Below are 13,595 nucleotides of genomic sequence, written 5' to 3'. Positions count from 1 at the left end.
TGGTCTCCTCGGTTCAACGCTTGTCCGCATTCTCGACGAAACGGTTGTCGTATGTGGTCTTCAGGTCGATCGATGCTTTGCCGATTTCGGGATCGAATGCGGTCAGGACATCGTGTACGGTATGCGCGGCGGCGTCCGTCATCAGGCCGTCGCGCGAAATGCAGCTTCGCATGTTGGCGTACGCACGAGCGAAGACATCCTTTTCGGCCAGCGCATATTGCTGCGGCACGGCGGCGGCGACCTGTTCGGGCGTTGCATGCGCCATCCAGCGCTCGGCCTCGACGATCGCATTCGTCACCGCTTGCACGGTATTCGGATACTTGACGAGAAAATCTCTCGTCGTGTACATGGCCGCTTCCGGATAGTCGCCGCCCAGTGTCGCGCGCGTGCCGGCCGGGTCTCGCATCACGGCCAACGGAAACAGATCGCCGCTGCCCTGCAGAACGGTGGCGACCGGGTCGTTGCTCATCAACGCGTCGATCTGACCGCTGCGCGCCGCAGCGATCGCTCCGGCAGATGAACCCACGCCGATGATCGACACGTCGCCGGGCTTCAAGCCGGACTTGCTCAGCAGATAGTTCACGCCCATATGAAAGCTCGATCCGGGCGAACTCACGCCGATACGCATGCCTTTCAGGTCCGCATAAGTCTTGACCTTGTCGTGGCTCGCGCGCGTCGCACCGAACACCCATCCGGGGCACGAGGCCAGCGTCACGAACGAGACCAGCTTCTGCCCCTTGGCGGCCATGGTTATCGTATTGGAGTAGGCGCCTGCCACGATGTCGGCACTTCCGCCCATCATCGCCTGCAGAGCCTTAGCGCCTCCGCTGAACACGCCGATTTCGACATCCAGCCCGGCCTGTTTGAAGTAGCCCCGGCTGTCCGCAATGACGAACGGCAGGTAAGGAAAGCCGACGCCCGCCGCCGCCAGATGCAGCTTCGGCTTCTCCGGCACAGGCGCGCCGCTCGCGGCCGATGCAGTCGAGACGGCAGCGAAGATTGCCAATGCAATGGAAACCTGACGCCAAAGCGCTGTCACGATGGTTTGTCTCCGTCGAATATTTCTCGCGCGACCGTGCCGCGAAGCGTTCAACCCTGCACGACGTTCTGGCGCTGCTGCCCGAGGCCCTCGATACCCAGCGTCACGATATCGCCCGCTTTCAGATAGACCGGAGGCTTCTGCCCCAGGCCGACTCCGGGCGGCGTGCCCGTGGAAATAATGTCGCCCGGCTGCAATGACATGAACTGCGACAGGTATGAAACCAGATATCGCACGCCATACACCATGGTGACCGTACTGCCGTTCTGATAGCGATGTCCGTTGACTTCCAGCCACATCGGCAGCGTCTGCGGGTCGGGAATTTCGTCCGCGGTGACGAGCCAGGGCCCGGTCGGACCGAACGTATCCGCCGACTTGCCCTTGGTCCATTGGCCCTGACGCTCCGCCTGAAACGCGCGCTCGGACACATCGTTGATGACGCAATAGCCCGCGACATGGTTCATCGCATCGGCCTCGCCGACATACTTGGCCGTCGTGCCGATGACCACGCCCAACTCGACTTCCCAGTCGGTCTTGAGCGAGTCGCGCGGAATCTCGATCGAGTCGTTCGGACCGACGATCGCACTCGTGGCCTTCATGAAGATGATCGGCTCCGGCGGCACCGTGGCGCCGGTTTCCGCTGCGTGGTCGGAATAATTCAGGCCGATGCAGATGAACTTGCGCGTGCCGCCCACGCAGGGGCCCAGACGCGGATTGCCTTCCACGCGCGGCAACGACGCAATGTCCAGCGCTTTCAGGCGTGCGAGGCTATCCGGCAGCAGAGCGTCGCCGGCGATATCGGCAACATGGTTCGACAGGTCACGGATATGTCCATCGGCATCGAGAAGGCCCGGCTTCTCTTCGCCCGGTGAACCGTAGCGCAACAGCTTCATATGTATGCTCGCTTCAGTAGGTGGCGCGCCCGCCGGACAGATCGAAAACCGCTCCGGTGGTGAAGGAATTTTCTTCGCTGACGAGCCACGCGATCATCGCCGCGGCTTCATTCAGTTCGAGGAAACGGCCCCGCGGAATCTTGCCCAGCATGTACTCGATATGCTCGGGCGCCTGCTCCATCGCGCCGGGCGTGCGCGCAACGGCCGGTGTCACGCAATTGACCGCGATGTCGTGACGTGCCAGCTCCTTTCCCAGCGACTTCGTCATTGCGATGACCGCGGCCTTCGCCGAGCTGTAGGCCGCCGCATTCGGATTGCCTTCCTTGCCGGCGACCGAAGCGAGATTGACGATACGGCCGTAGTTCTGACGGACCATTTCCGGGACCACCGCACGGCAGCAATGGAACGTGCCGTTCACGTCGATCTCCATGACCTGCTTCCAGATATCGATCGGATAGTCGATCAGAGGCGCATTCGGGCCGACGATCGCCGCGTTGTTGACAAGGATATCGATACGTCCCATCGATTCCAGCGTTGTCGCGACAGCCGCTTGCACGCTCGCGTAATCGGCAATGTCGACGCGCTCGAAGTGAACGTCGTGCCGGCGCAGTTGAGTACGGGCCTGCTCGATGCCAGCAGGATTCACGTCCCAGACCACGAGTCGCGCACCGGACTCGAGCAGCCGGCGGCCGACTTCGAGACCGATGCCTTGGGCGCCGCCCGTCACGACAGCGACGCGGTCCGCCAGATTGATTGTGTTCGTCTGCAATTTAGTCCCTTCAGGTTGGATCGCGCATTCACGCGCTGGCGGCAACGGTCTGTCCGGCCACGGGGCGCCAGCGCAGCAGATAGTCTTCGATCATCGATACGGCCGTATCGAGCACTAGCGCGAACACGGTCAGCACCAGGATCCCCGCGATGACCGAGTTGATATCGAACACGCCTTCGGCCAGCAGAATCAGATAGCCAACGCCTTTCTCCGAGCCCAGATACTCGCCCACCACGCTGCCGACGAACGCGATGCCGATCGCGTTGTGCAGGCTCGAAAACACCCAGCTCGTCGCCGATGGCAGATACACATGCCTCATCAGTTGACGCGAGTTCGCCCCGAGCATCCGCGTATTGGAGAGCACGGTCGGGCTCACTTCGCGCACACCCTGGAACACGTTGAAAAAGACCACGAAGAAGACGAGCGTCACGCCCAAGGCGACTTTCGACCAGATGCCCAGCCCGAACCAAAGCGCGAAAATCGGCGCGAAAATCAGGCGCGGCATGGAGTTCATCGCTTTGATGAACGGATCGAACACGACCGCCAGAAACGGGCTAAGGGCAAGCCAGAGACCGCATCCCAAACCCAGAACCGTGCCGATTGCGAACGCAAGCATCGTTTCGAGCAGCGTCGTGTACAGATGGCGAAACACCGAGCCCGTGACGAACCACTCGACGATGCGACGCGCCACGCCTACCGGATCGCCGAAGAAGAACGGCGACAGCCATTTCTGATACGTGCCGAGCCACCAGATGAACAGGACGCCGAGCAGGATTGCGAGCCGCGTCGCCAGAACGGTGAAGCGATTGCCTGGACTAAACTCGATTGCGCGCATAGCTTTTCAGAACCTCGCCTCTAAGCACGTCCCATATCTGGGTGTGCAGTTGAAGGAAACGCTGCGTCATCCGGATCTCCGACATCTCGCGCGGCCGCTCGAGATCGATCTCGAACTCAGCGATAGGTCGTGTACCCGGTCCCGCCGATAGCACGATGACCCGGTCGGAAAGCGAGATCGCCTCTTCGAGATCGTGAGTCACGAACATCACGGACTTGCGGTCGTTCGACCACAGCCGTAACAGCTCGTTTTCCATCAGATGACGAGTCTGGATATCGAGCGCGCTGAACGGTTCGTCCATCAGAATGATGCGGGGATTGAGCGCCAGGGCTTGCGCGAGACCGGCCCGCTTGCGCATGCCGCCCGACATCTGATGCGGATATTTCTTCCCATGACCTTGCAGCCCTACTCGCTCGAGCCAGCCGCGGGCGACGCTCAAGGCTTCCTCGCGCGGCATCCCGCGAAAGATCAGGCCGATGGCAATGTTCTCTTCGGCGGTCTTCCACGGCATGAGCGCATCGACCTGGAACAGGTAGGCGGCCTGCGTGTTGAGACCGTGAGTCAGTTTCTTGCCGAACACGCTCAGGCTGCCCGACGAAGGCCGGGTAAGCCCGGCGGCGACGTTCAACAGTGTCGACTTGCCGCAACCCGTAGGACCGACGATCGAGACGAACTCGCCGTCTCGTATCGTCAGGCTTCCGCCGGAAACCGCGGTGTAGGTCTGCGCTCTCTTGCCGTTGCCGGCAAAAGTGCAGGTCACGTTGTCGAAGCGTAACGCTTCGCGCGCTTCCGCCTGTCCGCTGTCGAGCGGGACGCTATACGCGGCGGTGCTCATGGCTGGACCTCTGCCGCCTTTCTGACAAATCGATTGTCGTAGGTCGTGGCGAGGTCGATCTTGGCCGAGGCCACCGCCGGGTCGAAGGCCGCAAGCACTTCATGCACCGTTTGGGCGCCCTTGGCCGTGATTTCCCCGTTCTGCGCGATGCAGCGTCGGCTGTTCGTGAAGGCCTCGGCGTAGAGCGCCTTGTTGTCGCCCAGAAACTGCGGCGGCACGTTGTCGGCGACCTGTTGCGGCGTCGCCGTGGCGATCCACTTTTCCGCGCGCACGATCGCATTGGCGACTGCCTGAACCGTCTTCGGATTCTTGTCGATGAAGTCCTGCGTCGCGAATACGCTCGACTCGGGATAGTCCGCCCCGAACACCTTCACGTTGCCGTCCGCCGTACGCATGTTCTCGAGCGGTCTCAGGCTGCCGTCTTTCGTCAGGATCGTGGCACTGGGATCGTTGACGATAAGCGCATCGATTTGCCCCGCACGCACCGCCGCAACGGCGCCGGCCGCCTGCCCTACCCCGATGATCGATACGTCCGAAGGCTGCAGCCCCGCCTTGTGCAGGATGTAGTTGACCGCCATGTGCGTGCTGGAGCCTGGCGCGCTCACGCCGATTCGCATGCCCTTCAAATCCTTGGGCGACTTGACGTCGGTCTCGTGTTTCTGCGATACGCCGAAGATCCATCCCGGGCAAATCACTTGTGCGGCCACCACGACGAGGTGCTGACCCTTCGTCGCCATGGTGATCGTGTTCGAGTACGCGCCCGCCACCATATCGGAGCTGCCGCCCAACAAGGCCTCCAGCGTCTTCGAGCCGCCCGAGAATGCGGCGATGGTTACGTCGAGCCCCTCGTCCTTGAAATAGCCGCGCTGCTTGGCGACGAGCATCGGCAGGTATGTGATGCCCGTCGACGCCGCCGCGATGTGCAGCTCGGGCTTCTCAGGCGTGTCCTTCGCCACTGCCGTGGCCGATGCGCAAACGAGTCCCACGGCTGCGCACAGTGCAACTGCGAGTTTCAGCTTCATGGTTGTCTCCTCCCTTTCAAGGGATGTGGGTGCGAAAACTGCCCTGCAAGGCTGGCCTTGCGTGATCGTGACGCCGCGCTGCCAGCCGGTCCAGGCCGCGATCCGCCCTAAACGACTTCTTTCTGCAAGGCTTCGACCACTGCATCGCCCATGTCACGGGTGCCGACGCTTTGCGCACCTTCCTGATGGATATCGGCGGTTCTGTAGCCGGCGGACAGCACGGCCCGCACGGCCTGTTCGACGCGCTCGGCGGCGTCTTCCATCTCGAAGCTCTCGCGCAGCATCATCGCGAGCGACAGGATGGCAGCAAGCGGATTGGCGATGTCCTTGCCTGCAATGTCCGGCGCCGAGCCATGCACGGGCTCGTACAGCCCTTTGCGGTCGTAGCCCAGCGAAGCCGACGGCAGCATGCCGATCGATCCGGTCAGCATGGCCGCGGCGTCCGACAGAATATCGCCGAACAAGTTGCCCGTGACGATGACATCGAACTGCTTGGGCCGGCGCATCAGCATCATGGCGGCGGCGTCGACGAAGAGATGGCTCAGTTCGACGTCCGGATAGTCCCGCCCGACGCGCGTGACAGTTTCGCGCCACAATTGACTCGCCTCCAGCACGTTGGCCTTGTCCACCGAGCACAGCTTGTGGTGACGTCGACGAGCGGCGCGGAAAGCCGCGTGCGCGACGCGTTCGACTTCCGATTCCGAATAGCGCATCGTGTTGAAGCCGACGCGCTCGCCTGCCTCGTTGGTCTCGAAGCCGCGCGGCTGACCGAAATAGGCATCGCCGTTCAGCTCGCGAACGATCACGATGTCGAGTCCATCGACGACTTCCGGCCGCAAGGTCGAAGCGCCGATCAGTTCCGGGAACATATACGCCGGACGGAAGTTCGCGTACAGCGTGAGCGCTTCGCGCAACTGCAGGAGACCCGTTCCGGGACGACGCTCGCGGGGTATCCCTGCTTCGTCCGCGACGCCTACCGCACCGAACAGGATGGCGTCGGCCTTGCGCGCCACGTCGAGCGTGGGCTGCGGAAGGGGCACGCCGTGCGCCCGGATGCCGGCCTCGCCGATATGCGCCTCCTGGGTCTCTGCATGGGGCGCCACGACTTGCAGCACCTTGAGCGCCTGCGCCACTACTTCCGGACCGATGCCATCACCGGGCATGACTGCAATCTTCATCTGAACTCCTCCAGGTCGTTTTGGAAAGCGCGCGCCTCACCATGCATCGGCACGATTGCGCTCGAATGCATCGATGCGGTCTCGATGCGAAAGCGTGTAATCGATCTCGTCCATGCCGCGCAGCAGGCATTCCTTCGCGAAGGGCTCCATATCGAAAGGATGCGAAGCGCCATCGGGTAACGTCACGGTCTGCGCGGGCACGTCGATGGAGATCCGGCTGACTGCCCTGCTGCCGAGGCTTTCCAGGAGCGGAAGCACGACGCTCTCCGGCAGCACGATCGGAAGCAGCCCGTTCTTCAGGCAGTTGATGAAGAAGATATCGCCGAAGCTCGGGGCGATCACCGCCCGGATTCCGTAGTCATACAGCGCCCAGACCGCGTGCTCCCGCGAAGAGCCGCAACCGAAGTTGTGGTTCGCCACCACGATGCGCGCCTCGCGAAACGACGCCTGGTTGAGCACGAACTCAGGCTTCTCGGCGCCATCCGGACCGAAGCGCAGCGCACGAAAGAGGAACTGGCCGAAATCGTCGGAGCGGGGTTTTTGCAGGAAGCGCGCGGGCAGGATCTGGTCCGTATCGCAATCGATGCCGGCGATCGGGACGGCGACCGCATCGAGGTGAATCAGGCTTTCCATTTCATGCTCCCAGGAGACGGCGCACATCGGTCAGACGCCCTGTCACGGCAGCGGCAGCAGCCATGGCCGGACTCATCAGATGCGTGCGCACCCCCGGTCCCTGACGGCCCACGAAATTGCGATTCGAAGTGGAAGCGCAACGCTGCCCGGGCGCGGCGATATCGCCGTTGGTTGCAAGGCACATCGAGCAGCCGGGATAACGCCACTGAAAACCGGCTTCCTTGAACACGCGGTCCAGTCCTTCCGCCTCGGCCTGCGCCCGTACCTCGTGCGAGCCCGGCACGACCCACGCCTCGACGCCAGATGCGATGCGGCGGCCGCGCGCCACCTCCGCCGCGCTGCGCAAATCCTCGATGCGCCCGTTCGTGCACGATCCGATGAACACCCTGTCGATCGCCACGCCTTCCAGCGCCGCGTTCGGAGGCAACCCCATGTAGTTCAGCGCTTTCGACATCGCCGCGCGTCGATCCGGGTCGGCTTGTCGCGCGGGATCGGGAACGCGTCCGTCGATGCCGCAGGCGTATTCGGGCGTCGTGCCCCACGTGACCATAGGGGCGATGTCGGAGACGTCGATGTGTATTTCCCGATCGAAGGGCGCGCCCGGATCGGTGAACAAGTCGCGCCATTGCGACATCGCGCTGTCCCACGCATCGCCATCGGGTGCGTAGGGACGCCCCGCGATGTACGCGAACGTGGTTTCGTCCGGTGCGATCATGCCTGCTCGCCCGCCAGCTTCGATGGTCATGTTGCAGAGCGTCAGCCGGCCTTCCATCGACAGGCCGGAGATCGCGGAGCCCGCGTACTCGATGACGTGGCCCACGGCGCCGGCCACGCCGATCCGGGCGATCACGGCGAGAATCAGGTCCTTGGCGGTGACGCCCGTGCCCGGGCTGCCATCGAGTGTGACGCGCATGTTGCCCGACTTGCGTTGCCACAGGCATTGCGTGGCGAGCACGTGAGCCACCTCGGTCGCGCCGATTCCGAAAGCAAGCGCGCCCATCGCCCCATGTGTCGATGTGTGGCTGTCGGCGCAGACGACGGTCATGCCGGGCAAGCTCAACGCTTGCTCGGGCCCGACCACGTGAACGATGCCGCGACGGGAATCGTCCATGTCGAACAGCGTGATCCGAGACTCGGCGGCGTCGCGCTGAAGCGCCTGAATCATGCCGCGCCGCTCCGGGTCGGCAACCGCGGACAGGTCGTTTGCGACGCTGGAAACGTAATGATCCGCCGTGCCGAAGATGCGCTCGGGGGAGCGTGGCGTCAGGCCGCGCTGACGCAACAGATCGAAGGACTGCGCGGTGACGTCGTGAATGAAATGGCGGTCGATGAACAACAGATCCTGTCCGTCGTCACGCGACATGACCCGGTGACGGTCCCAGATCTTGTCGTAAAGCGTGCGCGGGCGACCCGCTCCTTGTTCGAGTTGCATCGCTTCGTCTCACTCCGTGAATGCGCCGTTTGCGAACGCTTGCGTATGCTCGGCGGGTCGGTGTTGTGAGAGCATCATGCGCCAGACGCACTGCGTTGTACGTGCTATTTCGGCAAGGCACCATCGTGAAACGCGATGCCGGGGCGGCCCCTGCGGTAGACGACGCGATAGTCGAGGTGCAGCCCCGGCTCCATGCTTGCCAGATTCCGACTGTGGACAGCGGCAAAACGGCAGGCTGGAAGCGGCGAGATATGCCCGGCGGCGGGTTCCGATGCGTTCAGTCGACAGAAGATTCGAGCTCCGAACCGCTGCGAAACCGCGCGGGCGACACGTCGTGATACCGCCGCCACACGCGCCGAAAATCCCGGACGGATGCGAAACCGGATTCCTCCGCCACGCGCTCGATGTTGTAGTCCGACTGCGCGAGCAAGCGCTGCGCGCTCGCCACCCGCAGACTCTGCTGATACTCCAGTACGGTGACGCCCGCGTGCTCCGCAAACAGGCGGCTCAGATGCCGCTGGCTCACATGCGCGGCACGCGCGAGTTCGGCGACGCTCCAGTCGCGCGCAGGGTTTTGCGCGATGGCATCCTGCGCGCGATGCACCGCCGGATGCATGTGATTCCGATGCGCAAGCCACGGCGAAAGCTGCACGTCGTCGCCTGCACGGCGCTGATAGACCACCTGACGGCGTGCGATATCGGCGGCGCGCTCGGCTCCCGCATAGTGCTCGATCAGATACAGCGACAGGTCGATACCCGCGGTGATTCCGGCGCTCGTCAGCACGTCGCCGTCATCGACGAACAGGCAGTCGTATTGCACGCGCGCGGTCGGTTCCGCGCGCGCGAGTTCATCGACGAGTCCGAAGTGCGTGGTGCAGCGCCGTCCCGCAAGCAGCCCCGCGCGCGCAAGCAGGAGCGCGCCGGAACAGATGCTGGCGATGCGCGTGTCTTCGGCCGGGGCGCATCGAAGCCACTGCGCGACCGTATCGAACGGCGCGTTCGCGCCCGGCTCCGGCGACTCCGTGCTGCCGACGACCATGACGAGACTGTTCCGCGGCAGCCTGTCGGGCAACGGTTCGATACCGTCGATGAAGGTGCCGAGCGACGTCGCCGCGCGCTCGAGCGGGCCGCAGTGATGCAGCGCGAACGGCCCGCCGGCTTCGGCCGCCATTCGCATCGCCTCGGCCGGGCCGGCATAGTCGAGCATCAGCACGGGCGGCGTCAGCACGAACCATACGGATATCGGCGGAATCATGCAGCTTTTGCCGTGCGCCACGCAGCGAGCGCGTCGTCGGTTGTGGCGATGCGCGCGAAGCGTCCCTGCAGCACGAGTTCCGTATGCGCCTTGATCTCGGACGTCGAGTAGACGCGGCCGCTGATGGCGTGAGTCATCGGAAACGTGAGGGTAGCCTCGGTCACGTAGTCGACGGCATAGCCGATGTCCGAGGCGACTCGCGTCGTCGTCTCGCAGCACTGTTCGGTGCGGATGCCCGCGATCACCAGATGATCGATCTGGCGCCGGCGCAGCCACAGGTCCAGGCCGGTATCGGTGAACGCGTTGTGCGTGTGTTTCTCGAAGACGACATCGGGCGAAGCGGGCAACCAGTCCAGCGGCTTCACAAAGCCCGATTCCTTCTTGAACGGTCCGGCCTTGCCGACATGGAAGATATGAACCACCGGAACGCCGGCTTCGCGCGCGCCGCGGTCGAGGCGCAGTACGGCTTCCTTGAAAGCCGGCAGATCCGTGTCGGACCAGTCGGGCATGTGGCGAAACGATTCCTGAACGTCGATGATGACGAGAGCGGAGCGGCGTTGGTCAGCGGTCATTTTTGGCCTCGATGATTGAACGTGCAATCATCATAATGCCCCGTCAACCGCGCAGGAAAGAGCATTATGCGTCATCTTTGCGGACAAAATCCGCCATCACGAGCCCATAAGTTCGTCGGGCAGCATCGCGAGTATCCATGCCGCTGCGTTGCGACCGGATGCGGCCAGCCCTACACTTGGCTACGCGCATCGCGCGCGGGAGCAACGTGTCATGGTCGAAGTCCTCGTCATTCTCCAGTTATCCATATCGGCCGCCGAGCGCGATGCCGTCATGCGCGCCGCCCCGCCGACGCAATCCATCTCGAACCGCGTCTACGTGAGCACCGCGGATGCTTCGGCCGTTCCACGCATCGCGTCGATGCACGGCGTCGCCAGCGTGCTGACGCACGCGGAATCGTCGGTGAAGCAGTCGAACGGGCTCGACGATACCGAAGCGCTTTTCGTCGATGCATGGATGTCGCGGCTCGGCCAGGTCAAGACGCGCCGTGGCGATCAGCTCGACTGGGACACGCCGCCGATGCAACCGCCCGATCCGAAGCGGTGACGCATCGGCCGCGTGGACCCCTAGCCCATCGCGCTCAGGAAACCGATCCGCCTCCGAGTGCTTCCATCGTGAGTTCCGGTTGCGGCGCGGGCGCATCGCCGGGTTGCGGACTGCCGCCGAAGTATCCGCCGCCGAACGCGTTGCCGCCGCCGGCGGTAGGGGTGCGGGTCGCGGTCGAAGTCGACGCGAGGCCGCCGCCGTTCGACGAACCGCCGCCGACGCCCGCGAGCCTGCCCGAATCCGGGGCCGATACCGCCGTGCCCTCGCCGTTCACGCTCCCCATTCCATAGCCCGCTTCCCCTGCCAGCGTGGCTGCGCCGGGACCGCCCTTGCCATCCTCGTAAGAATCGAACGCCGATGCCGATGCGCTCGCCATGCCGCCGTAAGAAGCCGCGACCGATGATGGCGTCGGACTCTGCGCGCCGGAGCCCGGCACTACGTCGAGATCGACGAGCCGCATGCCTTGCGCCGATACCTCTTCCCATTTCGCGACGAAGTGCTGCCAGTCGGCGCCGGACCACAGGTAGTACGCATCCGCGCCGGGCAGCCAGACGCCCGAGAAGCGCTGACCTTGCGCGGACTGCGTAATCTCGATATCGACGAGACGCAGATTCTGCAGGGCGAGCTCCTGCCACTTCGCGACGAAGTTGTTCCAGTCCGCATTGACCCAGAGATAATGACCGCCCGTGCCCTGCCGCCACACGCCGAAGAAGCGCTGCTCGTTGCCCACATCGACGATCTTGAGATCGATGAGACGAAGGTTCTGATCCGCGAGCTGCTGCCACTTCGCGACAAAGCTGTTCCAGTCGGCGTTGATCCAGAGATAGTAACCATCGTCGCCGGGCAGCCAGACGCCCGAATACAGCAGCGTGCCGTTGACGTTCTGCACTTCGAAATCGACGAGCCTCAACCCCTGGGCGCCCAGCTCCTGCCATTTGGTGATGAAGTCCGCCTGATTCGCGTTGACCCAAAGGTAATAGCCGCCCGTGCCCTCGCGCCAGACGCCGTGGAATCGCTCGGAACCGTTCTCGCGCGTGATCTTGAGATCGGCGAGACGCAGATTCTGCTCCGCGAGTTGCTGCCATTTCGCGACGAAACTGTTCCACGATGCGTTGACCCACAGATAGTGCGCGTCGTTGCCCTGCCGCCATACGCCGGTGTAGGTCTGTGTAACGAGCGGAAAGCCGAGATGGAACGGCGTGTGCACGCACATGTTCCAGGTGTTGCCCTTCATCAGACAATCGACGCCGCCCCCTGGCGCGCAATTCGCGCAGTTGGCGTTCGGTTTGAAGTACACGCCCCACGATCCGCCGCAGTTGCAGCCGCTCGCCGCGTATTCGTCCGGCGCGCCGAAAATGTGCCCGCTTTCGTGCGCGAATACGCGGTCGATGTTGTCGGGGCCCCATCCATCGTTGTCGTAGTTCATCACGAGACGCGGGCCGCCGATCGACGCATAAGCAAAATGCCCGAGCGGATACTTGGTGAAGAAGCCGCAATACGTCCAGTCGGTGCCGAGATCGGTGCGCAGCTTTTCGATGTACGCCGTCACCGCGCCCATGCCCGTGCCGTAGCCGAGCTGCGTCATCGCGGGATCGCGCCACAGCGTCTCTTTTTCATCGAAAGTCAGCGTGTCCGCGCCGGGCTGCACCTCCACCGCGACGATCTTGATGTCGTACTTGAAGGTCAAGCCTTCCGGGTTTTGCGTCGCCAGCCAGCTCAGTCCGTTCTGCACTTCGGCGACGACCTTCGTACGCTCGTCCTGCGAAAACTTGAGATTGTCGTTCGGTCCTTCCACGATCACGATTCCCACCGCGACCGAGCCGGTCAGACGCTGGCTCGTCGGCGCGCCCGCCTGCGCCATCGCCCTTTCGGCGCGCTCCCTGGAGTCTTCGGGCGGCGTACACGAATACTGCATTTCCTCGCTGGAATCCCACGATTCGCCCTCGCGCGGACGCGATGACTTCGCGGTCCGATACGCGCTCGATTCGCGCAAGGCGAACGCGTTGTAGCCCAACTGCTCCGTCGCCGACAGCGAGTCGACCACCATCGCGGATGCCTGCAGCGATTCGTACGCCAGCGCCTTTGCCGCGGGTTCCGCCGATTCCTCCATCACGATCACGCGCGAACCGTAGACATGCACGACACGGCGGCTCGATGTGGATTCGGGATGACGCCGCGCCTCGGCGAATGCGCCTGTCTCGGGCAAGATCACGACACGTTCACGAATGTTGATATCACCGGCCATTTCAACCTCCTTTGAAGAGATAGGGATTTCCTGGAAGGCCATTGAGTAAGGGGTCTTCAGGAAGCGCGTGTTGAACACGCTCGTCGTCTGCGCGCCATCAGGTCAGCTCGCAGTGATCGGGACGCCGAAGAAATACAGCCTCGATCGAAGGGACGCGCCGTGATACGGCGCCCATGATTCGCGTTCTTCGTCAGAATGGGCGCAACGGTTCTTTGAGGGCCGCATTGCGAAGATCGTCCGCTTACCTTGCAGCGCGCGTTTTTATCGGCACCTTAGGTAAGACGCGTTCGCTCGGCCCGATTGAAAGCCTAGTAATCTTTCGATGCGATTTTTATTCTTTTTT

13 protein-coding genes are annotated in these 13,595 nt (G+C 63.3%); 1 reads left to right on the top strand and 12 read right to left on the bottom strand.

Annotation, left to right across the window (positions count from 1 at the left end; genetic code table 11):
* Positions 1-13 precede the first annotated feature (13 nt).
* The 11 genes from NCS00_RS26715 to NCS00_RS26665 all read right to left on the bottom strand — a co-directional run bounded on the left by NCS00_RS26715 (position 14) and on the right by NCS00_RS26665 (position 10,463).
* The gene (locus NCS00_RS26715) at positions 14-1,039 is read right to left on the bottom strand and encodes an ABC transporter substrate-binding protein (RefSeq protein ID WP_502801601.1); all 1,026 of its coding nucleotides are present in this window, start codon (positions 1,037-1,039) and stop codon (positions 14-16) included.
* A 50-nt stretch (positions 1,040-1,089) separates the two neighbouring features.
* The gene (locus NCS00_RS26710; protein WP_008346620.1) at positions 1,090-1,932 is read right to left on the bottom strand and encodes a fumarylacetoacetate hydrolase family protein; all 843 of its coding nucleotides are present in this window, start codon (positions 1,930-1,932) and stop codon (positions 1,090-1,092) included.
* 13 nt (positions 1,933-1,945) lie between these two features.
* Positions 1,946-2,701: an SDR family NAD(P)-dependent oxidoreductase gene (locus tag NCS00_RS26705; protein ID WP_250441433.1), complete on the bottom strand. Its 756-nt coding sequence runs from the start codon at positions 2,699-2,701 to the stop codon at positions 1,946-1,948.
* Positions 2,702-2,729: 28 nt separating this feature from the next.
* Positions 2,730-3,536 carry an ABC transporter permease gene (locus NCS00_RS26700; protein WP_008346615.1) on the bottom strand — a complete coding sequence of 269 codons (807 nt, stop codon included), beginning with the start codon at positions 3,534-3,536 and terminating at the stop codon, positions 2,730-2,732.
* Complete coding sequence (locus NCS00_RS26695; RefSeq protein WP_175980146.1) at positions 3,517-4,371, bottom strand: ABC transporter ATP-binding protein; 855 nt, start codon at positions 4,369-4,371, stop codon at positions 3,517-3,519. Before NCS00_RS26695 ends, NCS00_RS26700 begins: the two co-directional genes overlap by 20 nt.
* Positions 4,368-5,393, bottom strand: coding sequence for an ABC transporter substrate-binding protein (locus tag NCS00_RS26690; protein ID WP_008346612.1), 1,026 nt, complete (start codon positions 5,391-5,393; stop codon positions 4,368-4,370). The genes NCS00_RS26695 and NCS00_RS26690 overlap by 4 nt, the downstream gene beginning before the upstream one ends.
* Before the next feature lie 107 nt (positions 5,394-5,500).
* Complete coding sequence (leuB, locus tag NCS00_RS26685; RefSeq protein ID WP_250441432.1) at positions 5,501-6,571, bottom strand: 3-isopropylmalate dehydrogenase; 1,071 nt, start codon at positions 6,569-6,571, stop codon at positions 5,501-5,503.
* A gap of 36 nt (positions 6,572-6,607) precedes the next feature.
* Positions 6,608-7,204 (bottom strand): 3-isopropylmalate dehydratase small subunit, encoded by a 597-nt coding sequence (leuD, locus tag NCS00_RS26680; protein ID WP_175980147.1) that lies wholly within the window; start codon positions 7,202-7,204, stop codon positions 6,608-6,610.
* Between the two features lies 1 nt (position 7,205).
* The gene (leuC, locus tag NCS00_RS26675; protein WP_250441431.1) at positions 7,206-8,636 is read right to left on the bottom strand and encodes a 3-isopropylmalate dehydratase large subunit; all 1,431 of its coding nucleotides are present in this window, start codon (positions 8,634-8,636) and stop codon (positions 7,206-7,208) included.
* A 277-nt stretch (positions 8,637-8,913) separates the two neighbouring features.
* The gene (locus NCS00_RS26670) at positions 8,914-9,891 is read right to left on the bottom strand and encodes a GlxA family transcriptional regulator (RefSeq protein ID WP_250441430.1); all 978 of its coding nucleotides are present in this window, start codon (positions 9,889-9,891) and stop codon (positions 8,914-8,916) included.
* Positions 9,888-10,463, bottom strand: a complete 576-nt coding sequence (locus NCS00_RS26665) for an isochorismatase family protein (protein WP_034470174.1) — start codon at positions 10,461-10,463, stop codon at positions 9,888-9,890. Before NCS00_RS26665 ends, NCS00_RS26670 begins: the two co-directional genes overlap by 4 nt.
* A gap of 211 nt (positions 10,464-10,674) precedes the next feature.
* Here NCS00_RS26665 and NCS00_RS26660 point away from each other — a divergent pair, with 211 nt between their 5' ends.
* Positions 10,675-11,007 (top strand): hypothetical protein, encoded by a 333-nt coding sequence (locus NCS00_RS26660; protein WP_008346602.1) that lies wholly within the window; start codon positions 10,675-10,677, stop codon positions 11,005-11,007.
* 34 nt (positions 11,008-11,041) lie between these two features.
* Here the strand turns inward: NCS00_RS26660 and NCS00_RS33405 are convergent, their stop codons facing one another.
* Positions 11,042-13,252, bottom strand: a complete 2,211-nt coding sequence (locus NCS00_RS33405) for a hypothetical protein (RefSeq protein ID WP_284508183.1) — start codon at positions 13,250-13,252, stop codon at positions 11,042-11,044.
* Between the last annotated feature and the right edge of the window lie 343 nt (positions 13,253-13,595).

The sequence above is a fragment of the Caballeronia sp. AZ1_KS37 genome (assembly GCF_023631165.1).
Lineage (GTDB): Bacteria > Pseudomonadota > Gammaproteobacteria > Burkholderiales > Burkholderiaceae > Caballeronia > Caballeronia zhejiangensis.
This window is presented reverse-complemented; position numbering and strand designations above follow the sequence as displayed.

Coding starts and splice junctions, on each gene's coding strand:
- NCS00_RS26710 (WP_008346620.1), bottom strand. CDS start 1,932: ATGAAGCTGTTGCGCTACGGTTCACCGGGCGAAGAGAAGCCGGGCCTT.
- NCS00_RS26670 (WP_250441430.1), bottom strand. CDS start 9,891: ATGATTCCGCCGATATCCGTATGGTTCGTGCTGACGCCGCCCGTGCTG.
- leuC (WP_250441431.1), bottom strand. CDS start 8,636: ATGCAACTCGAACAAGGAGCGGGTCGCCCGCGCACGCTTTACGACAAG.
- NCS00_RS26700 (WP_008346615.1), bottom strand. CDS start 3,536: ATGCGCGCAATCGAGTTTAGTCCAGGCAATCGCTTCACCGTTCTGGCG.
- leuD (WP_175980147.1), bottom strand. CDS start 7,204: ATGGAAAGCCTGATTCACCTCGATGCGGTCGCCGTCCCGATCGCCGGC.
- NCS00_RS26695 (WP_175980146.1), bottom strand. CDS start 4,371: ATGAGCACCGCCGCGTATAGCGTCCCGCTCGACAGCGGACAGGCGGAA.
- leuB (WP_250441432.1), bottom strand. CDS start 6,571: ATGAAGATTGCAGTCATGCCCGGTGATGGCATCGGTCCGGAAGTAGTG.
- NCS00_RS26660 (WP_008346602.1), top strand. CDS start 10,675: ATGGTCGAAGTCCTCGTCATTCTCCAGTTATCCATATCGGCCGCCGAG.
- NCS00_RS26665 (WP_034470174.1), bottom strand. CDS start 10,463: ATGACCGCTGACCAACGCCGCTCCGCTCTCGTCATCATCGACGTTCAG.
- NCS00_RS26690 (WP_008346612.1), bottom strand. CDS start 5,393: ATGAAGCTGAAACTCGCAGTTGCACTGTGCGCAGCCGTGGGACTCGTT.
- NCS00_RS33405 (WP_284508183.1), bottom strand. CDS start 13,252: ATGGCCGGTGATATCAACATTCGTGAACGTGTCGTGATCTTGCCCGAG.